Source organism: Devosia sp. Micro-HW1, from assembly GCF_056341075.1.
Window position 1 is genome coordinate 619,976 of record NZ_CP094375.1, and the last position, 19,969, is coordinate 639,944.

The 19,969-nt window shown below is 63.2% G+C and carries 19 protein-coding genes; 12 read left to right on the forward strand and 7 right to left on the reverse strand.

From position 1 onward, the window contains the following. Positions 1-47 precede the first annotated feature (47 nt). A complete protein-coding gene (locus tag MQW79_RS02880; RefSeq protein ID WP_476586722.1) occupies positions 48-1,097 on the forward strand; it encodes a dipeptidase in 1,050 nt (349 codons plus the stop codon). A 119-nt stretch (positions 1,098-1,216) separates the two neighbouring features. Here the strand turns inward: MQW79_RS02880 and topA are convergent, their stop codons facing one another. Next, entirely contained in the window at positions 1,217-3,847 is a 2,631-nt protein-coding gene (gene topA / locus MQW79_RS02885) for a type I DNA topoisomerase (protein ID WP_476586724.1), read from the reverse strand. A gap of 195 nt (positions 3,848-4,042) precedes the next feature. On the opposite strand from topA, the gene murB reads away from it, so the two are divergent. Further along, complete coding sequence (gene murB / locus MQW79_RS02890; protein WP_476586726.1) at positions 4,043-5,062, forward strand: UDP-N-acetylmuramate dehydrogenase; 1,020 nt, start codon at positions 4,043-4,045, stop codon at positions 5,060-5,062. Between the two features lie 53 nt (positions 5,063-5,115). Here the strand turns inward: murB and dprA are convergent, their stop codons facing one another. Further along, the gene (gene dprA / locus MQW79_RS02895; protein ID WP_476586728.1) at positions 5,116-6,243 is read right to left on the reverse strand and encodes a DNA-processing protein DprA; all 1,128 of its coding nucleotides are present in this window, start codon (positions 6,241-6,243) and stop codon (positions 5,116-5,118) included. Beyond that, a complete protein-coding gene (gene plsY / locus MQW79_RS02900; RefSeq protein ID WP_476586729.1) occupies positions 6,243-6,851 on the reverse strand; it encodes a glycerol-3-phosphate 1-O-acyltransferase PlsY in 609 nt (202 codons plus the stop codon). The genes dprA and plsY overlap by 1 nt, the downstream gene beginning before the upstream one ends. A gap of 155 nt (positions 6,852-7,006) precedes the next feature. Here plsY and rnr point away from each other — a divergent pair, with 155 nt between their 5' ends. Beyond that, positions 7,007-9,316, forward strand: a complete 2,310-nt coding sequence (gene rnr, locus MQW79_RS02905; RefSeq protein WP_476586730.1) for a ribonuclease R — start codon at positions 7,007-7,009, stop codon at positions 9,314-9,316. Positions 9,317-9,319: 3 nt separating this feature from the next. Next, positions 9,320-9,715 (forward strand): DUF983 domain-containing protein, encoded by a 396-nt coding sequence (locus MQW79_RS02910; protein ID WP_476586731.1) that lies wholly within the window; start codon positions 9,320-9,322, stop codon positions 9,713-9,715. 137 nt (positions 9,716-9,852) lie between these two features. On the opposite strand, the gene MQW79_RS02915 is transcribed toward MQW79_RS02910, so the two are convergent. Further along, the gene (locus tag MQW79_RS02915; protein WP_476586732.1) at positions 9,853-10,269 is read right to left on the reverse strand and encodes a hypothetical protein; all 417 of its coding nucleotides are present in this window, start codon (positions 10,267-10,269) and stop codon (positions 9,853-9,855) included. Between the two features lie 116 nt (positions 10,270-10,385). On the opposite strand from MQW79_RS02915, the gene rpmG reads away from it, so the two are divergent. Then, on the forward strand, positions 10,386-10,553 hold the full coding sequence (gene rpmG, locus MQW79_RS02920; protein WP_046104197.1) for a 50S ribosomal protein L33: 168 nt from the start codon (positions 10,386-10,388) through the stop codon (positions 10,551-10,553). A 527-nt stretch (positions 10,554-11,080) separates the two neighbouring features. Here the strand turns inward: rpmG and MQW79_RS02925 are convergent. Next, on the reverse strand, positions 11,081-12,451 hold the full coding sequence (locus tag MQW79_RS02925; protein WP_476586733.1) for a PleD family two-component system response regulator: 1,371 nt from the start codon (positions 12,449-12,451) through the stop codon (positions 11,081-11,083). Positions 12,452-12,592: 141 nt separating this feature from the next. After that, on the reverse strand, positions 12,593-12,964 hold the full coding sequence (locus tag MQW79_RS02930; protein WP_476586734.1) for a response regulator: 372 nt from the start codon (positions 12,962-12,964) through the stop codon (positions 12,593-12,595). A gap of 128 nt (positions 12,965-13,092) precedes the next feature. Here MQW79_RS02930 and MQW79_RS02935 point away from each other — a divergent pair, with 128 nt between their 5' ends. From MQW79_RS02935 to MQW79_RS02955, 5 genes are all read left to right on the forward strand, one after another. Continuing rightward, positions 13,093-13,368 carry a DUF3572 family protein gene (locus MQW79_RS02935; RefSeq protein ID WP_476586735.1) on the forward strand — a complete coding sequence of 92 codons (276 nt, stop codon included), beginning with the start codon at positions 13,093-13,095 and terminating at the stop codon, positions 13,366-13,368. 1 nt (position 13,369) lies between these two features. Then, complete coding sequence (locus MQW79_RS02940; RefSeq protein ID WP_476586736.1) at positions 13,370-14,704, forward strand: DNA polymerase IV; 1,335 nt, start codon at positions 13,370-13,372, stop codon at positions 14,702-14,704. Continuing rightward, entirely contained in the window at positions 14,701-15,159 is a 459-nt protein-coding gene (locus MQW79_RS02945) for a RidA family protein (protein ID WP_476586737.1), read from the forward strand. Before MQW79_RS02940 ends, MQW79_RS02945 begins: the two co-directional genes overlap by 4 nt. A 78-nt stretch (positions 15,160-15,237) precedes the next feature. Continuing rightward, positions 15,238-16,413: a GNAT family N-acetyltransferase gene (locus MQW79_RS02950; protein ID WP_476586738.1), complete on the forward strand. Its 1,176-nt coding sequence runs from the start codon at positions 15,238-15,240 to the stop codon at positions 16,411-16,413. A gap of 171 nt (positions 16,414-16,584) precedes the next feature. Further along, positions 16,585-17,001, forward strand: a complete 417-nt coding sequence (locus tag MQW79_RS02955; protein WP_476586739.1) for an HIT family protein — start codon at positions 16,585-16,587, stop codon at positions 16,999-17,001. A 3-nt stretch (positions 17,002-17,004) separates the two neighbouring features. Here MQW79_RS02955 and MQW79_RS02960 read toward each other — a convergent pair whose 3' ends face one another. Beyond that, entirely contained in the window at positions 17,005-18,015 is a 1,011-nt protein-coding gene (locus tag MQW79_RS02960; protein WP_476586740.1) for a YeiH family protein, read from the reverse strand. A 93-nt stretch (positions 18,016-18,108) separates the two neighbouring features. On the opposite strand from MQW79_RS02960, the gene MQW79_RS02965 reads away from it, so the two are divergent. Next, entirely contained in the window at positions 18,109-18,984 is an 876-nt protein-coding gene (locus MQW79_RS02965) for a LysR substrate-binding domain-containing protein (RefSeq protein WP_476586741.1), read from the forward strand. Between the two features lie 86 nt (positions 18,985-19,070). After that, positions 19,071-19,886, forward strand: coding sequence for a DUF1295 domain-containing protein (locus tag MQW79_RS02970; protein ID WP_476586742.1), 816 nt, complete (start codon positions 19,071-19,073; stop codon positions 19,884-19,886). The last annotated feature ends 83 nt before the right edge of the window (positions 19,887-19,969 follow it).

A 19,969-nucleotide genomic window follows, 5' to 3' on the forward strand; every position in this document is an offset into this window, starting at 1 on the left:
TGCGGGTGAAGTCGCTACCCTACCCCCTTCAGACCCAGGGCGATTCCATGACCACCATTCCCTTTTTTGACGGCCACAACGACACGCTGCTGCGCCTTCTGGAAAAGCCGCCGGAGACACGCATCTCGACGTTTGTCGACGGTGCACCCGAGGGCCACCTTGACCTTCCTCGTGCCCGCGCCGCCGGCATGGCGGGCGGCTTCTTCGCCATGTTCCCGCCCCCGGTAAAGACCGATCTGGCCAGCGTCGCCGCCTCGCCAGACTACGCCAAGGGTGAGCTGCCGCCCCTGCTCGACCTTGCGGACGCCCAGCGCTCCACCAACGGCATGGCCGCCCTGCTGCTCCAGCTCGAACGCAGCGGCGCCCTTGCCATCTGCCGATCCGCCGCCGAGATCCGCACGGCAATGTCAGCGGAAAAACTGGCTGCGATCTTCCACATCGAGGGCGCCGAAGCCATCGACACCGGCTTCGAGTCCTTCGAAGTGCTCTATGCCGCCGGCCTGCGCTCCATCGGCATTACCTGGAGCCGCGCCAATGCTTTCGGTACGGGCGTGCCATTCCGCTTTCCGGCCGATCCCGATATCGGTCCCGGCCTCACCGATGCCGGCAAGGACCTGGTACGCCTTTGCGATGCGCGCGGGGTAATGATCGACCTGAGCCACCTCAACGCCGCCGGCTTCCGCGATGTGGCCGCGCTCTCGACCAAGCCGCTCGTCGCCACCCATTCCAATGTGCACGCCATCTGCCAGAGCACCCGCAACCTGGTCGACTGGCAGCTCTCCGCCATCCGGGACACTGGCGGCGTTGTCGGCATCAACTTTGCCACCGGCTTCCTCCGCCCCGATGGGAAGTTTCTCCCCGATACGCCCATCGACCTCATGGTGCGCCATGTCGATGCCCTGCTCGAGGCCATCGGTGAGGACGGCGTGGCCCTCGGGTCCGATTTCGACGGCGCCATGATGCCGGCCGTCATCGGCGACATCACCGGGGTGCCCAGACTTCTGCAGGGCATGCTGGACCGCGGCTACGGGGAAGCGCTGGTCCGCAAGATCGCACTCGACAACTGGCTGAGCCTCGTCGAGCGCACGATCGGCTAGTCGAAGGTTGCCGGGGGCCAGGCAACACAGGGCCGTTCATCATTGCCCGGCCTGACCGGGCAATCCATCCGCGGTCGAGCCGGGTGGCGGCGGCGACCACTCAGGCGCGAAGGAGTGCCTCAGAACGGCGCGTCTTCGTCCGTGGTCGATTTCTTCGCAGGCGCCTTTTTTGCAGCCGGCTTTTTAGCCGGAGGCTTCTTGGCGGTCGCAGTCTTCGCCGCTGGCTTCTTCGCTGCAGCCTTCTTGGCCGGCGCCTTCTTGGTGCCGGTCGCCTCGGCCCGCGCGGCAATCAGGGCGATGGCCTGTTCCACCGTCACATCCTCGGGCTTGAGGTCCTTGGGCAGTGTCGCATTGACCTTGCCCTGGTTCACATAGGGCCCATAGCGCCCGGCACGCACCGTGATCGGTCCGCCGTCGTGCTCGAAAGTCTGGATCGCGGCCACGGCGGCGCCGCGTCCGCCCCGGCCACCACCGGCGGCCTTCTGGGCGATCAGGTCAACCGCACGGTTGAGGCCGACCGTGAAAACTTCTTCCACGTCGGGGAGGTTGGCATATTTGCCGTCATGCAGGATGAACGGCCCATAACGCCCAAGCCCTGCCGAAATCGGTAGCCCGGTCTCCGGGTGGAGGCCCACTTCACGCGGCAGCGACAGCAGTTGCAGCGCCTTTTCCAGCGTCAGCGATGCCGCTTCCCAGCCCTTGGGCAGCGACGAGCGCTTGGGCTCCTTGCCCTCGCCCAGCTGCACATAGGGGCCGAAGCGGCCCGACTTCAGATGCACTTCCTCGCCCGATTCCGGATCGATGCCCAGCACGCCATCGCCGGCTGCCGCTTCCGGCGACTGGCCAGTGGCCGCGTCCGATAGCTGCATCGTGTGCTTGCATTCGGGATAATTCGAACAACCGATAAAGGCGCCGAACTTGCCCAGCTTCAGCGACAGCGTACCGGTGCCGCAGGTCGGGCAGCGGCGCGGATCAGAACCATCGGCCTTGGCCGGAAAAATGTGGTCGGCCAGCATGTCGTTGAGTGCGTCGAGCACCTCGGACACGCGCAGATCCTTGATTTCCTCGGTCGCCGCCGTGAAATCCTTCCAGAAGTCGCGCAGCAGCACCTTGTAGTCGAGCTCACCGGCCGAAACCTGGTCGAGCTGTTCTTCCAGATGCGCCGTAAAGCCATACTCGACATAGCGCGAGAAGAAGCTTTCGAGGAACGAGGTCACGATGCGACCGCGATCTTCCGGATGCAGCGCCTTCCCCTCGAGCTTGACGTAATTGCGATCCTTGAGCGTCGTCAGCGTCGCCGCATAGGTGGATGGCCGGCCGATGCCGAGCTCTTCCATCTTCTTGATCAGGCTCGCTTCCGAATAGCGCGCCGGCGGCTGGGTAAAGTGCTGCTCGATCTCGACCTTCTTCAGGTCCGGCTTGTCGCCCACCTTGAGCGGCGGCAGTTCGCGGCCGTCCTCGTCGTCCTCTTCGCCATCGGTCTTCGCCTCCACGCCATAAAGCGTCAGGAAGCCCGGGAACGTGACAACCGAGCCCGTGGCCCGCAGGGTCACCGCGCGGCCCGGCACATTGACGGCAATATCCACTGTGGTGCGGTCAATTTCGGCAGAAGCCATCTGGCTGGCCAGCGTTCGCTTCCAGATCAAGTCGTAGAGTCTGGCCTGGTCAGCGTCGAGGTTGAGGCTTTCAGGGCGCTTGAACATGTCGGTCGGACGAATGGCTTCGTGCGCTTCCTGCGCATTCTTGGCCTTGGTCTGGTAGATGCGTGCCTTTTCCGGGAGATATTGCTCGCCAAAATACTTGCCGATCACCGATCGGGCCATGGCAATGCCTTCCGGGGCCATCTGCACGGCATCGGTACGCATATAGGTGATCAGTCCATCCTCGTAGAGACGCTGGGCGATCTGCATGGTCCGGTTGGGCGAGAGGCCCAGCCGCGACGAGGCATCCTGCTGCAGGCTCGAGGTCGTGAAGGGCGCATAGGGATTGCGCCTGGTCGGCTTCTTTTCGACATTGGCGACGTTGAACTGGCCGCCCTCGATCAGTGCCTTGAGCACGGCGGCATTCTCGCCGGTCTTGATGTCGAGCTTGTCGGTCTTCTTGCCATCGACGGCAAAGAGACGCGCTACAAAATTCTTGCCGCCCTGCGCCAGCTGCGCCTCGACGGACCAGTATTCCTCAGGCTTGAAGCGTTCGATTTCGGCTTCACGTTCCGACACCAGCCGCAGCGCCACGGATTGCACACGCCCAGCCGAGCGCGAACCCGGCAGCTTGCGCCACAGGATCGGCGACAGCGTAAAGCCCACGAGATAATCGAGCGCCCGGCGCGCCAGATACGCGTCGACCAGAGGCATATCGATGTCGCGCGGCTTGGCCATGGCCGCCGTGACGGCGTCCTTGGTGATGGCGTTGAAGACGACGCGCTGCACCGGAACGTCCTTCTTCAGGGCCTTCTTGGCGCGCAGGACGTCGAGAATATGCCAGGAAATCGCTTCGCCTTCGCGATCAGGGTCAGTCGCCAGGATCAATCCTTCGGCGCCCTTGAGAGCCGCAGCTATGTCGGCGACGCGCTTTTTTGCCTGGGTATCAACTTCCCACGACATGGCAAAATCTTCGTCGGGACGGACCGAACCATCCTTGGCCGGCAGGTCGCGGATATGGCCGAAGCTGGCCAGGACCTCATAGTCCTTGCCCAGATATTTGTTGATTGTCTTGGCTTTAGCCGGACTTTCAACGACGACGACCTTCATCAGGGGATCCGTTCCGCAACACGCTTCAAAGAGCGCGCAACATGGTGAAGCCGGGGGGCGGTGTCAACGGGGCGGGTTTTCTGCCCCGTTTGCAGAAAACGCTCGCCTATCGTCATTGCCCGGTTTATCCGGGCAATCCATGCTAGGGCGGACTCGAACGCCAATAATCCCGGAGACAAGGGCAAAGCGAGCACAATGACCGACCTGCCTCTCGACCTCATTCCCGATTTCGACCTGTCTGCGCGCAACACCCTGGCCCTGCACGCCCGCTCGCGCTTTGGCTTCAAGATCAGCTCCGTCGAGATGCTGCCCGTTCTCTTTGAACATGCATCGGCGCAAAACCTGCCTGTTCGGGTTCTGGGCGGCGGCAGCAATGTGGTCCTCGCAGAGGCCTTCGATGGCATCACCGCACTTGTCGCCCTGACCGGGCGCCGCGTCATCGAGGAAACCACCAATAACGTCCTCATCGAAGCGGCTGCCGGCGAAACCTGGCACGATCTGGTCACCTGGACTGTCGAGCAGGGACTTGGCGGCATCGAGAACCTGGCGCTGATCCCCGGCACGGCGGGCGCCGCCCCCGTCCAGAACATTGGCGCCTATGGCGCTGAACTGGCCGATTTCTTTCATTCGCTCGACGCTTATGACCGTCATACCGGCGAGCGCGTCAGTTTCGACAAGGCTGCCTGTGGCTTCGCCTACCGCGACAGCGCCTTCAAGCAGCAGCCTGACCGCTACGTCGTCCTTGCCATCCGCCTGGCCCTGCCAAAGCTCTGGCGGGCCAATCTGCGCTTTGCTGGACTGAGCGACCTCGAGGATGCCGAAAGTCTCACGCCGCGCATGGTCATGGACCGTGTGATCGCGCTGCGCCTCAGCAAACTGCCGGACTGGCGGACGGAACCCAATGCAGGGTCATTTTTCCAGAACCCGATCATGCCCGCTGCCGTCGCGGCCAAGGTTCTTTCGGAATTCCCCGAGGCGCCGAGCTACCTCCAGCCGGATGGCCAGACGAAACTCTCGGCCGGCTGGCTGATCGAGAAGAGCGGCCTGAAGGGCTTCCGCATGGGCCCCGTAGGCATGTCCGCTCGCCACGCTCTGGTCGTCGTCAACCACGGCGGCGCCCGCCAATCCGACGTCGCCGCCCTCGCGGCCCACGTCAAAAGCACCGTCCGAGCGCGCTTCGGCGTTGCCCTGCACGAAGAACCGATCTTCTGCTGACTTCTTCCTTCTCCTCTCGTGGGAGAAGGTGCCCGAAGGGTATAAGGGGGAAATCACCCGTGCCGCAGCGCAACCAGCTGCCCGCTCGACCACTCCACCTGCCCACCGAGGTCCAGCTCCAGCAAGATCACCTGCATCACATGCGGCGCGATCCCCGTCTGGACGATCAGCTCATCCACCTCCACCGGCGTTGAGCTCAGCGCCTCGAGCACCCGCGCCCGATCATCCGCAGCCGGTTCGGCCTCGCCCACGAACTCCCCGTCGGGCCGCCATTCCGGGTCGAACAGGACGTGCCGGGACGGGTCAGCACCCCCTATCACCTCGATAATGTCCTCGGCATTGGTGACGAGCCTGGCCCCCTGCTGAATGAGGTGGTTGCCACCCTCTGCCCTTGGATCAAGTGGTGATCCGGGCACAGCAAACACATCGCGGTTCTGTTCCAGGGCCAGGCGCGCCGTGATCAGCGAGCCAGACCTCCTGGCCGCCTCGACCACGACGATGCCCAGCGACAATCCGGAAACCAGTCGGTTACGCCTCGGAAAGTCGCGTGCACGGGGCTCCCAGCCGAACGGCATTTCGGTGAGCAGGGCGCCGCCATGGTCGAGAATGTCATGGGCCAGCGGAATATTCTCGTCCGGATAGATCTGGTCAAACCCGCCCGCCAGCACGGCAATCGTACCCGTTTCAAGGCTTGCCCGGTGGGCCGCAGTATCGATGCCCCGCGCCAGACCAGACACGACAGTATATCCGCGTTCGCCGAGGTCACCCGCCAGAATGCGCGTCATCTTGAGGCCCGCAGTGGAAGCGTTGCGGGCACCCACAATGCCAACGGTCCGCTTCCAGTCCAGACGCGCACCACCCGCCATCGTGATGACTGGCGGCGCGCCGGAAATATGGTGCAAATGGCCGGGATAGTCGGGTTCGCCCTGCGCCACCAGCCGGGCGCCAAGACGCGACAGGTTCGCCACCTCGTCCTCCGCCCGCGCCATGCTGATCGGTACCACCGGCCGCCCCGCCTTCCGGCTGAGGTCCGGCAAAGCCTCGAGGGCCGCCTCCGCAGAACCGAAGCGGTGGAGCAGTTGGTGGAATGTAGCGGGGCCGATAGAGTCGGTTCGGATCAACCGCAGCCAGGCGATGCGCTGGGCCGATGTGAACGTCGTGGTCACCCGGCCCTTGTGCATCAGCTGACCTTCTTGCTGCCGCCGATGGTGGGCTCGGTGCCCTTGAGCAACCGCCCGATATTCTCGCGGTGCTGGTAGAACAACAGCAGCGCCAGCCCGGCCACAACCAAAGCCAGCCGCTCGCCGCTGAAGACATAGGCGAAGATTGGCGCGGTCGCAGCGGCCGTCAGCGCGGCCAGCGAGGAAATCTTGCGGGTATAGGCGATCAGCAGCCAGACCGCGCAGAAGATGAGGCCCACCGGCCAGCTCAGGGCCAGCGTGGAGCCGATCATCACGGCAACGCCCTTGCCCCCCTTGAAACCCAGCCAGACGGGGAAGCAGTGTCCAAGAAAGGCCCCGATGGCGGCGACGCGGGCGGCATCCTCGCCCCAGAAATAGCGAGCCACGAGGATGGGTACGACGGCCTTGAGCGCATCGAGCACCAGCGTTGCGGCGGCGATCTTCTTGTTGCCGGTGCGCAGCACGTTGGTGGCGCCGATATTGCCCGAACCGATGGAGCGGATATCGCCAAGCCCAGCTGCCCCGGTCAGGATCAGTCCGAAGGGGATTGAACCAGAAAGATAACCCAGGACGGCGGCCAGGATCAGCGGCAGAATCTCGGCGGGCATTGGTCCCCTCCTTCTTGTTTGTGCCAAGGGATAGCCTTTCGGCGGGCCTGGTCACAAGAGGTTGGCGCAGATTGCGCACCACCCATTCGCTGGCCTCGTTTGGCAAAAACCTGCCAATCCCCTACATAGGGGGCAAATCTTCAGATCGCGACTTCATGGCCAAGCCCACTACACCCAAGACCACCAAGCCCAAAAATACGTCCGGCCCGAGGCGCCCCCGCCTGCCCGTTGCCGACCGGCTGCCGTCACGCGAGCAATTGCTCGAAGCGCTGGCGCAGGAAGATGACATCAAGGGAAAGCGCGACCTGGCCAAGGTCTTTGGCATCCGCGGCGATTTGCGCCGCCCTTTCAAGGCCATGCTGGCCGAGCTGGAGGGCGAGGGCGTCATCACCCGCACCCGCAAGGCGCTGCGTCGAACAGCCGCCCTGCCCCATGTCACGGTGCTGGACATCCCTTCCGATGCCGATCCGGATAATCTCCACGCCTTTCCGGCGCAGTGGAATCCGGAAGAAGGCGAGATGCCGCGCGTCCGCGTGCTCACGGGTCGCGATGCCCGTGTCGTCCCGGCGCCCGGCGATCGTATTCTCGCCCGCATTGATGCCGGCGAGGACGTCATCCCCGACTATACCGCCCGCCCCATGAAGGTGCTGGACAAGCCCCGGCGCGGCCAGATCGGCATCGTCCGCAAGGACGACGAGGGCGCGCGCCTCATCCCGGTCGACCGCAAGCAGAAGGAAATGCGCATTGCCCTGGGCGACTTGGGCGATGCTGGCGACGGCGATCTGGTCGAGGTGGAGGTGCTCTTCTCGGGCCGCCTGATGATCCCCCGCGCCAAAGTGACAAAAGTCGTCGGCAATCCCAATTCCGAAGGCGCAGTTTCGCTGATTGCCATCCACAATCTCGAAATCCCGCACGTCTTCCCCCAAAGCGTCCTCCGCGAGGCCGAGGAGGCCAGGGAAGCCACGCTGAAAGGCCGAGAAGACTGGCGCGATCTTCCGCTCATCACCATCGACCCGGCAGACGCCAAGGACCACGATGACGCGGTCCACGCCGCACTGGACGAAGACCCCAACAACAAGGGCGGCTTTGTCGTCACTGTTGCCATTGCCGACGTCGCGGCCTATGTCCGCCCCGGCACAGCGCTCGACCGCGAGGCCTATATCCGCGGCAATTCGGTCTATTTCCCAGACCGCGTCGTCCCCATGCTGCCCGAGCGCATTTCCAACGAGCTATGCTCGCTGAAAGAGGGCGTCCCGCGCGCGGCCCTTGCCGTCCGCATGGTGCTCGGCCCCGATGGCCGCAAGAAGAGCCACAGCTTCCATCGCATTCTCATGCGCTCGGCCGCCAAGCTCAGCTACCAGCAGGCGCAGGCGGCCATCGATGGCAATGCCGACGACCAGACCGGCCCCCTGCTCGACCCCATTCTGCGCCCCCTCTGGGCCGCCTACGACGCCATGGCATCGGCCAGGGACCAGCGTGGGCCGCTCGATCTCGACCTGCCTGAGCGCAAGATCCTGCTCGACGACAAGGGCATGGTCCGCGACATCCACGTCCCCGAGCGCCTTGAGGCCCATCGCCTCATCGAGGAAATGATGATCGCCGCCAATGTCGCGGCCGCCGAAACGCTCGAACAGAAGCGCAGCGAGCTGCTCTATCGCGTCCATGACGAGCCCAGCTCCGAAAAACTCCAGGCCCTGCGGGAATTCCTCGGCTCGCTCGACATTTCGGTGAAGAAATCCGACAGCGTCCGCGCCTCCGATTTCAACGGCATCCTCGGCCAGGCCCGCAAGGCCGGCAATATCGAGCAGGTCAGCGAAATGGTTCTCCGCTCGCAGGCGCAGGCCGAATATGCTGCCGAGAATTACGGCCATTTCGGCCTCAATCTCGACCGCTACGCCCACTTCACCTCGCCCATCCGCCGCTATGCGGACCTTATCGTGCACCGGGCGCTGGTTCGGGCATTAGGTCTCGGTGACGACGGTCTCACGGACCAGGAAGCGGCAAAACTGCCCGGCATCGCCCAGCACATTTCGGCCACCGAGCGCCGAGCCATGCTGGCCGAACGAGAAACCTCCGATCGCCTGCTGGCACAATACCTTGCCGAACGCATCGGCGCCCGCTTCATGGGCCGCATTTCCGGAATCACCCGATCAGGCCTCTTCATCCGCCTGCTCGAAACCGGCGCCGACGGGTTTATCCCCGCCTCGACACTGGGACAGGACTACTATCGCTTCGTCGAGGAGCGGCAGGCGATGATTGGTGAACGCACGGGTGAAACCTTTACCCTGGGCGACCGCGTTGAGGTCCGGCTACTTGAAGCAGCACCCGTGGCCGGTGCGCTGCGCTTTGAGCTCCTGTCCGAGGGCAAGCGCGGCAATCCGCCATCTGGAAAACGGCTACGGAAGGGACCATCTAGGAGCTTCGGCCCCAAGTCTTCCAAAGGATCAGGCCGGAGAAAGAGATAACTGATGACCGATCAGACTCGAACTCTCGATCAGCGGAGCGTAGGCCAGGCTATGTGGCGAGGCGCCCTTTGCCGCTGTCCCCATTGCGGCCAGGGCAAGATGTTCCGCGCTTATCTGAAGGCTGCCGACGAGTGCAATGTGTGCGGTGAAGAGCTCAATCACCACCGTGCTGACGACTTCCCGCCCTATATCGCCATCACCATCGTGGGCCACATCATCATCTTCCTGATGCTGCATATGGATATGGCTTATCAAGTCCAGCCCATCACCTATGTGGTGACCATGATTCCTCTGGCCATCGTCCTGCCGCTGGCCATGCTGCCCTCCATCAAGGGCGCCATCATCGGCCTGCAATGGGCTAATCGTATGTATGGCTTCGGAACCGGCCAGAAGGACTGAGCCCAACACCATCCGCTAAATCCGCCTCTGTCGTGACCACCGGGCTTGTCCCGGTGGTCCATGTCCCCAAAATCTGGACTGCCGGGACAAGCCCGGCAATGACGAGAATTGGGTTGGTGCGGAAGTAGGCGGCTCCCTCACCCGAACTGGCTGCCCTCTTTGGCCTTCACCAGGTCCCGCGGCCGGAATCGCAAGCCCGACCATTCCTCATCGATGGCGACCTGCCGCACCGGCCGCCAGCCGGCGGTGTCGAGCGATTCCCAGCCGGTATCGCGATTGAGCCCTGCCGCCTTGGCGTCAGGTCCCTTCCGATAGGCGACCCACAGCAAGCCGTCAGGCGGCATTTCCTTGAGAATGCGTGGCACCAGGACCGGCACCTCCGCCGGCGTTTCGAAAAACGCCAGAACACCGTCATAGGCGTCCTTTTCGTGCACGATCTCGACCTCGGCTCCCGCCGACAATTCCTCCGCCAGGAACTGCGGCACATTGATCAGCCAGAGCTTCGAGCCTGCCTTGATCTGCAGTTTATGCAGCAATTCGGTCGGTGCGGTCATCTTGGCCTCTCGCGATCCATGCTATCACTTGACAACGGCGAGCAAATCCGTAGGTTGCGCGCAAATTCCGGCGCTGCCCCGATGCGGCGCCTTTCGCTTTGTGAAGGACCACTATCATGGCCAAGGCCGCCACCATCAAGATCAAGCTCGTCTCGACGGCCGACACCGGCTTCTTCTACGTGACGAAGAAGAATGCACGTACCCAGACTGAAAAGCTGGCCTTCAAGAAGTACGACCCGGTCGTGCGCAAGCATGTTGAATTCAAGGAAGCCAAGATCAAGTAATCTGGCTCTTCCTTTCTGGAATGAACGAAACCCCGCAAGCGATTGCGGGGTTTTTGTTTTTGTAGCTTTTCCACATCGCTCACCGCGCCGCCCTCGGGTTTGACCCGAGGGCCATTTCCCACCCCACGACAGCTTCGGCATGGCCTGCAAGCGCCCATTGGCACCGGGATCGGACTCCAGGCCGCGCTGCTCCACTCCCGGCCGTCGCCCTGCGGCAAGGAACACGGAAGCGGAGCGCCTGTACGTCCACAGGTATGGGAAGAGAGTGGCTGGTCCGGAGCGGCATGTCGAAGAGGCCACTCTGTCCGCGTCCGGACCAACCGCCCTACGGGAACTCAGGAGTTGCGGCGGACCTGAGATAAAGCCGTAGGGAACTCATCGAGCATTGGGAAATATCCCTATGCCCTATGAAGAGGACCCTATTCTCAAGCCGCAGAAAGGCCAAGAGAATCCAGCGCCTTGCGGTCAGCAACTCTTTGTTAATTATAACGCCTAACCCTAATAGAGAGGGTTTTAGCCAATCGGCGTCAGGCCGCGTCGAGAATGACGCGGTTCCGGCCCTCACGCTTGGCGCGGTAGAGCGCCACGTCGGCACGCTTGATCAGGCTTTCCTGCGTGTCCGCCATGCCCTCGCGGATGGAGACACCCACTGAAACGGTAACCGACAGCGGACGCGTAGCGCCAACTTCGAATGGCTTCTCCGCCATGGCCTGGCGAACGCGCTCCGCCACGGCCTCAGCCTGCCCGATATCGGTATCTGGCATCAGCACCACGAACTCTTCGCCGCCAAACCGGCAGGCCAGGTCGACTCCACGGATATTGCGCTTAAGGCGTGCTGAGAACTCTCGTAGCACCGCGTCGCCGATATCGTGGCCATGATTGTCATTGACGGACTTGAAGTGGTCGATATCGAGGATCATCATCGCCATCTCGCGGTCCTGCTCCTGCGCTTTGCCGAGAAGCACGCCCAGATGCCGGTCGAAATAGCGCCGGTTGTAGAGACCAGTCAGCGCATCGGTCACGGCCAAAGCCATGGTGTTATTGACGCTTTCCCGCAGCTCCATCGCATAGCGGTGGCGGCGGATTTGCGTACGCACCCGCGCCATCAGCTCATTGCGGTCGACGGGCCGGCTGATGAAATCGTTCACCCCCAGATCCAGCGCGCGAACCACGCGGGGCTTGTCGGCAACATCGGCCATCAGGATGATCGGCAGGTTGCGCGAGTGATCAACCGTCCGCACCTGCGAGCATACCCGCAGCGGGTCGAAATCCTCGAGGCTCATGCTGACCAGCGCCAGTTCATAACTGGCGCCCGTCACCTGGAACACAGCGTCGGCCGGCTCGCTGAGGATATCGACCCTGTGGTCGGGGGAGAGGTAGCCCTTGATCCGCTCCGCATGGCGTCGATCGGTGTCGATGATGAGGATATTGCCGCCGCTGGCCGAAATAGTGTCCATGGCCCGCAGCGCATCTTCGATGGCGATCTGCTGGCCAGTCAGGGCACGGTCACGCAATTCGTCCGTCAGCGACTTGAGGCGCACCAGGCTTTTCACGCGCGCCATCAGCTGGGTGTCATCAACGGGCTTGCTCAGGAAATCGTCCGCGCCGGCGTCCAGGCCCTGAACTCGGTCCGAGGGCTGGTCGAGCGCGGTGATCATCAGCACCGGCAGATGATGGGTCTTCGAACTGGCCTTGAGGCGCCGGCATACCTCGAAACCGTCCATTTCTGGCATCATCACATCCAGCAGGACGATGTCGATGTCCTGGTTCTGGCAGATTTCAAGCGCCTGCGCGCCGGAACTGGCCGTGACGACCTCGTAGTATTCGGCGGTCAGCCGCGCTTCGAGCAGACGGACATTGGTTGGAATGTCATCAACGATCAGCACGCGCGCGGTCACAACAGCACCCCGTTACTCATGCGCGACCCGCCGAGCGCCGTTGCTCTGACCTGTCACACCACACAATCAATTGGCCGGACCGCAGGTTACGCGCTGCCCGGAAGCACTAAAGCCCGCAGGCGCCAGAAAAAACAGCGCCGCTCAGGCTGGACCAATGTATTCGGCAATGGTTTCCAGAAAGTGAGACACGGAGATCGGTTTGGAAATATATCCCTCGCAGCCGCCCTGCAGGATGCGTTCCTCATCCCCCTTCATGGCGAAGGCCGTCACCGCCACGACCGGGATATGGGCGAGCTGCTCGTCATCCTTGAGCCACTTGGTCACCACCAGCCCCGAGACCTCGGGCAACTGGATGTCCATGAGGATCAGGTCCGGCATATGGGCCCGCGCAAGGTCGAGCGCCTCCATGCCGTTCCGGGTCTGGATCACGGTGTAGCCGCGCGATTCTAGCAGATCGTTGAAGAGCTTCATGTTGAGCTCGTTGTCTTCGACGATCATCACACTCTTGGGCATTCTACCTCGCTTGGACGCCTGTCTGGCATCCCGCCCGAAAGCGCTGTCGCGGCTGTCCCGTGACTTCGCTTTCCATTGCTTCTGGGCTAGCATTGAAACTTAAACAAAACACCATATGAGGCCACCACTTGCCTGTTTCCGATCGCGCGCCGGACGTTGCCGCCCTTGCCGACCAGTGCCTGGGCTACCTTGCGGAACATCCCGAGGAACTCCTGGCTTTCATGCAGCATGCGGGCCTCGACCCTCAATCGCTGCGCGCCGCGCTCGGCACTGTGCGTCTGCAGCACGGCCTCATCGACTATTTTGCCGCAAACGAAGCGATTCTGCTCGCCTTGTGCGCCAATGCCGGCCTGACGCCGGAAACTTTCATGCGCGTCTGGCATAAGCTCAACCGGACGGAGTGACATGGCGACCGACTGGTTCTGCCGCGATTGCCTGACACCGGGCAGCAGCGCCGTCGCTCCCGGCCGCTGCCCGCACTGCGGCTCGCCGCGACTCAGGAGCCATGCCGAACTTTTCTCACTGTCCATCGCGCACGTCGATTGCGATGCCTTCTATGCCTCCGTCGAAAAGCGCGATGACCCGAGCCTGCGCGACAAGCCCCTGATCATCGGGGGCGGACAGCGCGGCGTCGTGTCCACCTGTTGCTATATCGCTCGCCAGTCCGGTGTTCGCTCCGCCATGCCGATGTTCAAGGCGCGCGAGCTGTGCCCCGACGCCGTGATCATACCGCCCAATATGTCCAAGTATGTGGAGGTCAGCCGGCAGATCCGCAAGTACATGGATGCCCTGACGCCCCTGGTCGAACCGCTGTCCATCGACGAAGCCTTCATGGACATGACCGGCACCGAGCGCGTCCACAAGGCCCCCCCTGCCCTTAGCCTCGCCCGTTTCGCCCGCACCGTGGAGCAGGAAGTGGGAGTCACCATTTCCGTTGGCCTCAGCCACAACAAGTTTCTGGCCAAGGTTGCCTCGGATCTCGACAAGCCCCGCGGCTTTGCCGTCATCGGCGCGGCCGAGACCCTGGGCTTCCTCGCGCCGAAACCGATCAGCCTGATCTATGGCGTCGGCAAGGTGTTTTCCGAAACGCTGAAGAAGGATGGCTATCACACGATCGGCCAGCTCCAGCAGGAGGACCCGACAAGGCTGATGCGCCTCTACGGCGAATCCGGCGCCCGTCTAGCGCGGCTGGCCCAGGGCCAGGACGCTCGCAAGGTCTCGATCGACGGCGAGATGAAGACCGTCTCCTCCGAGACCACGTTCAATTCAGACATTGCCTCGCTCGATGACCTGTCGACGGAACTGCTGAAATGCTCCGAACGGCTCTCCGAACGCCTCAAGTCGAAGGGGCTGGTCGGCGATACCGTCACGCTCAAGCTCAAGACGGCAGGATTTAAGTTGCGCACGCGCGCCCGACACCTGATGATGCCGACACAGCTTGCCAACGTGCTCTACGAATCCGGTATGAGCCTGTTGCAGCGCGAAATCGACGGCACGGCCTTCCGCCTCATCGGCATTGGCGTGTCCGGCCTCGACGCTGCCGACGGCTCCGATCCCAGCGACCTGCTGGAGCCCATGGTGGCCCGCAAGGCCGCCGCCGAGCGGGCCATGGACAAGGTTCGCACCCGTTTCGGGCGCACTGCCGTGGTTCGCGGCAAGCTCTACTCATCCCGGCCCGATGCACCATCGGCTCCGGTATCCGAAGAAGAAGCAGACGACCTCGAAGGCAAATCCAGATGACCGACCCGATCGCAAAGCTCCGTGAATATGGCTATGAACTGCCCGCCCCCAAGGCGCCGGTGGCCAGCTACGTCCCGGTGGCCCGTACCGGCAACCTTCTCTATGTCTCCGGCCAGCTCTCCAGCAACGACCAGGGCGTCGTCACGGGCCTCCTCGGCGACACCATGAATGTCCAGCAGGGCGGCAATGCCGCCGAACTCTGCGCCGTCAACATCCTCGCCCAGATCGTCCATATGGCCGGCGTGCCGCTCAGCGAAGTCAAGCGCGTGGTCAAACTGACCGTGCTCGTCGCCTCCACGCCCGATTTCTTCGAGCACCACCTGGTCGCCAACGGCGCATCCAACCTGCTGGTCGGTGTCCTGGGCGACAAGGGCAAGCATGCCCGCGCCGCCTTCGGTGTCGCCGCCCTGCCCTTTGGTGCGGCCGTCGAAATCGAAGCCGTCGTCGAGGTTTAGTCTTTCCGGCCCCGGTTGAAGCCGGGGCCGCTCCTACCCATATCGGCCAGACCTCACCACTGAGAGATATCCGTCCCAGTGTCCGAATCCAGTTTCACGGCCAATATTCATCCCTCCACGGCGTCCATTCCCGCCGAGGTCTGGAACAGCCTCGTCCCCTCCACGTCGGGCGTCCCGGACAACCCCTTCCTCGACCACGCCTTCTTTCGCGCCCTCGAAGAGTCAGGCTGCGCCACCGGCAAGACCGGATGGCAGCCGCAGCACATCCTCCTCAAGGACCAAACCGGACAGGCAGTCGGCCTGCTGCCGCTTTTCCTGAAGTCCCACTCCATGGGCGAATATGTCTTTGACCATGGCTGGGCCAATGCACTCGAACGCGCCGGGGGCAACTACTACCCGAAGCTTCAGGGCTCCGTGCCCTTCACGCCCGCGACTGCGCCAAAGCTCCTGGTACCCTCTGGCAGCCTCGACGCCCGGGCTGCCCTTCTAGCGACCGCCCAGCAGCTCGCAGGCCGGCTCGATGCCTCCTCGGTCCACCTGACCTTTGTCCCCGAGGCCGAAGCCGAACTGGCGGACGGGCTCGACTGGCTGCGCCGCGTCGACACTCAGTTCCACTGGCACAACAAAGGCTTTGCCAGCTTCGACGAATTCCTCGAAACCCTCTCATCCCGCAAGCGTAAGACCATCCGCCGCGAGCGCCGCGACGCCCTTGCCGATGGCATCACCGTCCGCTGGCTCACCGGCCGCGAAATCGAGGAGCGGCACTGGGACGCCTTCTTCGACTTTTATGAGGATACCGGCGCCCGCAAATGGGGGCGCCCCTATCTCAACCGCACCTTCTTTTCGCTGCTCGGCGAGTACATGGCCGACCGCGTCGTGCTCATGCTCGCCTATGACGGCGACACCCCCATCGCCGGCGCCATCAACTTCCGCGGCAGGGACCGCCTCTATGGCCGCAACTGGGGCGCCGTCCGCGACGTACCCTTCCTGCATTTCGAGGTCTGCTACTACCAGGCCATCGACTACGCCATTGCCCACAAGCTGGCGGTGGTCGAAGCAGGCGCCCAGGGCGAACACAAGCTGGCCCGCGGCTATGAGCCGGTCCTGACCCATTCCGTCCACTGGATCGCCCATCCCGGACTCCGCCGCGCCGTCGCCGACTACCTCGAAGACGAGCGCCCGGCCGTGGAACAGCAACAGGAGCTGCTCGAAACCTTTACGCCATTCCGCAAGGGCGAACGGCAGGAGCGGTAGCCCGGACCTAGCCAAGACGCCGCCACCCGGTTCCATCGTCACCACCGGGCTTGTCCCGGTGGTCCACCTCCCCACCCGCTGGATTGCCGGGACAAGCCCGGCAATGACGAAGGGCGGGGCTTTCGGGCCCATGGTCACTCCGCTAGGGTACCTAAAACGAAAGAGCCAATCATGACCTACGATCCCACCAACATCTTCGCAAAAATCCTCAAGGGCGAACTGCCCTGCCACAAGGTCTACGAAGACGATACGGCGCTGGTCATGATGGACATTTTCCCCCAGTCGAAGGGCCATACTCTGGTCATTCCCAAGGCCGCATCGCGCAACCTTCTGGATGCCGATCCTGCCACCCTCTCCGGCGTCATGCCATTGGTGCAGCGCGTTGCCGCCGCGGTAACAGCCGCCACCAATGCCGATGGCATCCGCCTCGCCCAGTTCAACGAGGCCCCGGCCGGGCAGACCGTGTTCCACCTGCATTTCCACCTGATCCCGGCCTATGAAGGTACCGCCCTTGGCGCCCACGCCACCGGTCGGGCTGACGACGCTGAACTGGCCGCCCTCGCCAAGGACATCGCAGCGCGACTGTAGGCGCTATAGCGGCGGCAGCACTGCGACGGCGATCAGGGCCAGCATCACCAGAACCAGGATGGACAGGCTCCCCGCCAGCAGCACCCTGCCGCCCGATGCCAGGATCGAGCGCAGGTCCACCGAAAGGCCAAGGGCGGCCATGGCGACCAGCGTAAGATAACCGGACGCCGCACTCAGCCCGTTGACCAACTCGGTGGGCACCATCCCGGCGTTCCGTACCAGCATCAATGCGACAAAGCCGATGATGAACCAGGGGACCAGCAGACCCAGCGACACCCGCCGCCTCTGCCTGGTACCGCTAATGAGCCCCAGAGCCAGCACCACCGGCCCGAGCATCAGCACGCGGACGAGCTTTACCACCGTGGCAATCTGGCTACTCACGGGCCCAGTCTGCGCCGTCGCCGCCAGGACCTGCGGCACGGCATAAACGGAGAGACCAGCGACGATCCCATACTGGCCCAGCGACAGATCGAGCAGCAGGAACGTCGCGGGCAGCAACAGCACGACGAGAATTCCCAATACGGCCGTGAAGCCGATAGACGCGGCGACGTCCTCGGCCTTCGCGTCGATCACCGGCGCAGCCGCCATGATCGCGGAGTTGCCGCAGATGGAATTGCCGCAGGCCACCAGCGTCGCCTGCCGCGCATTGAGCCCGACCAATCGCCCGATGCCATAGCTCAGGCCCAGCGCCACCACCACCACGACCGCCACGGCCAGCAGCAGCGGCGCACCCGATCCAAGGATTGCTGCCCCGCTGATCGTCCCGCCCAACAGGACAATCGCCAGCTCCAGCACATATTTGGCCGAAAAGTTCACACCCGCCCGGAGGCGCGGATCAAGACCGAATGCGGTATGGAAGCCGGTCCCGAGGAGAATGGCCACGACAAGCCCATCGAGCCAACGGTGGCCGAGGACAGCCATTTCGCCCCACTCGAAAATCCAGGCGAGTACAGCAATACCAATACAGAGGGCCAGACCGGGCCAGATTGCTAAAAGACGCGGCAAACGAGGCACAATTTTATTCCAGAGGTGTTACCTCTAGATAGAGATTGCAACCGTCACGCTCCATCACATAATTAGCGACGTTTCATTCCGAACAATCGAACGATGACACTAGAGCAGCTCGCCATCTTTATCGCCGTTGCGGAGCGGGAACACCTTACTCGCGCTTCCGAGGCCATTGGCTTGACGCCCTCTGCGGTCAGCGCGGCCATAAAGGCGCTCGAGGCGGCCCATGGCATTCGCCTCTTTGAGCGCGTTGGCCGTCGCATCGAGCTGTCGCAAGCCGGAAGATCCTTCCTGCCCGAAGCGCGCCGCACCCTAGCGGCCATCCGTCAGGCAGAAGGCGTGCTCGATGATCTGGGCGACCTGCGCATGGGTCGCATCAGTATCGAAGCCAGCCAGACCATTGGAAATTACTGGTTGCCGACCCGTCTCATGGACTTTTCCGCCCGCCATCCGGGTGTCGCTGTCAGTTTTGAAATCGGCAATACTGCCAGCGTTGCCCGCTCGGTTCTCGATGGCCGGGCCGAGCTTGGTCTCATTGAAGGGACTATCGATGAACCGGCCTTGTCCGCCAGGCATGTGTTTTCCGACGAACTGGTCATCGTCATCCCTGGTTCGCTTGCGCCCGTCCCGTCCGGCGTCTCCGCGCTTTACGCGTTCAAGTGGATTATGCGCGAGCCTGGATCCGGCACTCGGACCGAGTTCGAACACGCACTGACGGGACTTGGCGTGTCCCTCGATGAGCTGGATATCGGCCTGACCTTGCCCACCAACGAGGCCGTGCTCCACGCGGTCCTGAACAGCTCCTGCGCCACGGCGCTATCACGGCTTGTGGTCGCACCGTTTCTTGCCAGCGGGCAACTTGCCCAGGTCGCTATCAGACTGCCGGTCAGGCATTTCACCATGCTCCACCACAAGGAGCGCCGCCTCTCCGTCGCCGCGCGCAAATTCGAAGAGATCTGCACCAGGCCAGTTTGAGACCGCACCAATGCGTCGACTTGTGGCGCGCGTCGATCCAATGACGGGCCTCCTCCGTTATGCGGTCAGTCGATTGGAGACCCCTGATGCTCGCAGCCTATCCCTGGCCCGCTTTGCCCTTCGCCTTCTTCCTGACAATAGTTGTTTCGGCCCTCGGCTTCATCCGCACCGACTACTTCGTCAGCCTCGGCTACGGCTTTTCCATCGCTGTGCTGGCGGTGGTCTTTCCCCTTGCCTACCGCCCCACCCTCGATCTCTTCACCCTTTCCCAGTCGGCGCTGCTCCTGGTCTATGGCCTGCGCCTGTCCAGCCACCTGATTGCCCGGGAGCGGCAGCCGAGCTTCGCACGCGAACTGGAGGCCTCAAAGGAGCGCTCCCTGCACATCAAGGGCTGGTTGAAGCTGGTCATCTGGGCCAGTGTCGCCGCCCTCTACGTGGCCATGTACGCGCCGGCCCTCATCAGCCTCTGGGCGCAATCGACTGGCGCCGCGCTGCCCTCGCTCCCCTGGGGTCTTGCCATCGCCGCCCTTGGCCTCGGCATCGAAACCCTCGCCGACTGGCAAAAGACCCAGTTCAAGAAGGCCTATCCTCATCGCTTCTGCGACACTGGCCTCTATTCGCTCGTGCGCTGCCCAAACTACTTTGGTGAAATGGTCTTCTGGCTGGGCATCTTCGTATCGGGCCTCTCCGCCTATGCCAGCCTGTTTGACTGGGCCCTGGCGCTGATCGGCCTGGTTTGCATCCAGCTCATCATGCTCGGCTCCGCCCGCCGGCTCGAATTCAAGCAGGCCGAGCGCTACGACACCAAGGAAGAGTTCCAGCGCTACCAGCGCGAAGTCCCCATCCTGCTGCCGCTGATCCCGCTCTATTCGCTCAAGAATCTGAAAGTCTACCTGGGATAGAGTCCGGGCCGACGCGGACTTTAGCCTCACCAATCAAGCAAAAGGCCCGGATCGCTCCGGGCCTTTCGCATTTCACTCCGCCG

Excerpts from the sequence above, each read along its gene's own strand:
- MQW79_RS02880 (WP_476586722.1), top strand. The coding sequence starts at position 48 with ATGACCACCATTCCCTTTTTTGACGGCCACAACGACACGCTGCTGCGC.
- topA (WP_476586724.1), bottom strand. The coding sequence starts at position 3,847 with ATGAAGGTCGTCGTCGTTGAAAGTCCGGCTAAAGCCAAGACAATCAAC.
- murB (WP_476586726.1), top strand. The coding sequence starts at position 4,043 with ATGACCGACCTGCCTCTCGACCTCATTCCCGATTTCGACCTGTCTGCG.
- dprA (WP_476586728.1), bottom strand. The coding sequence starts at position 6,243 with ATGCACAAGGGCCGGGTGACCACGACGTTCACATCGGCCCAGCGCATC.
- plsY (WP_476586729.1), bottom strand. The coding sequence starts at position 6,851 with ATGCCCGCCGAGATTCTGCCGCTGATCCTGGCCGCCGTCCTGGGTTAT.
- rnr (WP_476586730.1), top strand. The coding sequence starts at position 7,007 with ATGGCCAAGCCCACTACACCCAAGACCACCAAGCCCAAAAATACGTCC.
- MQW79_RS02910 (WP_476586731.1), top strand. The coding sequence starts at position 9,320 with ATGACCGATCAGACTCGAACTCTCGATCAGCGGAGCGTAGGCCAGGCT.
- MQW79_RS02915 (WP_476586732.1), bottom strand. The coding sequence starts at position 10,269 with ATGACCGCACCGACCGAATTGCTGCATAAACTGCAGATCAAGGCAGGC.
- rpmG (WP_046104197.1), top strand. The coding sequence starts at position 10,386 with ATGGCCAAGGCCGCCACCATCAAGATCAAGCTCGTCTCGACGGCCGAC.
- MQW79_RS02930 (WP_476586734.1), bottom strand. The coding sequence starts at position 12,964 with ATGCCCAAGAGTGTGATGATCGTCGAAGACAACGAGCTCAACATGAAG.
- MQW79_RS02940 (WP_476586736.1), top strand. The coding sequence starts at position 13,370 with ATGGCGACCGACTGGTTCTGCCGCGATTGCCTGACACCGGGCAGCAGC.
- MQW79_RS02945 (WP_476586737.1), top strand. The coding sequence starts at position 14,701 with ATGACCGACCCGATCGCAAAGCTCCGTGAATATGGCTATGAACTGCCC.
- MQW79_RS02955 (WP_476586739.1), top strand. The coding sequence starts at position 16,585 with ATGACCTACGATCCCACCAACATCTTCGCAAAAATCCTCAAGGGCGAA.
- MQW79_RS02965 (WP_476586741.1), top strand. The coding sequence starts at position 18,109 with ATGACACTAGAGCAGCTCGCCATCTTTATCGCCGTTGCGGAGCGGGAA.
- MQW79_RS02970 (WP_476586742.1), top strand. The coding sequence starts at position 19,071 with ATGCTCGCAGCCTATCCCTGGCCCGCTTTGCCCTTCGCCTTCTTCCTG.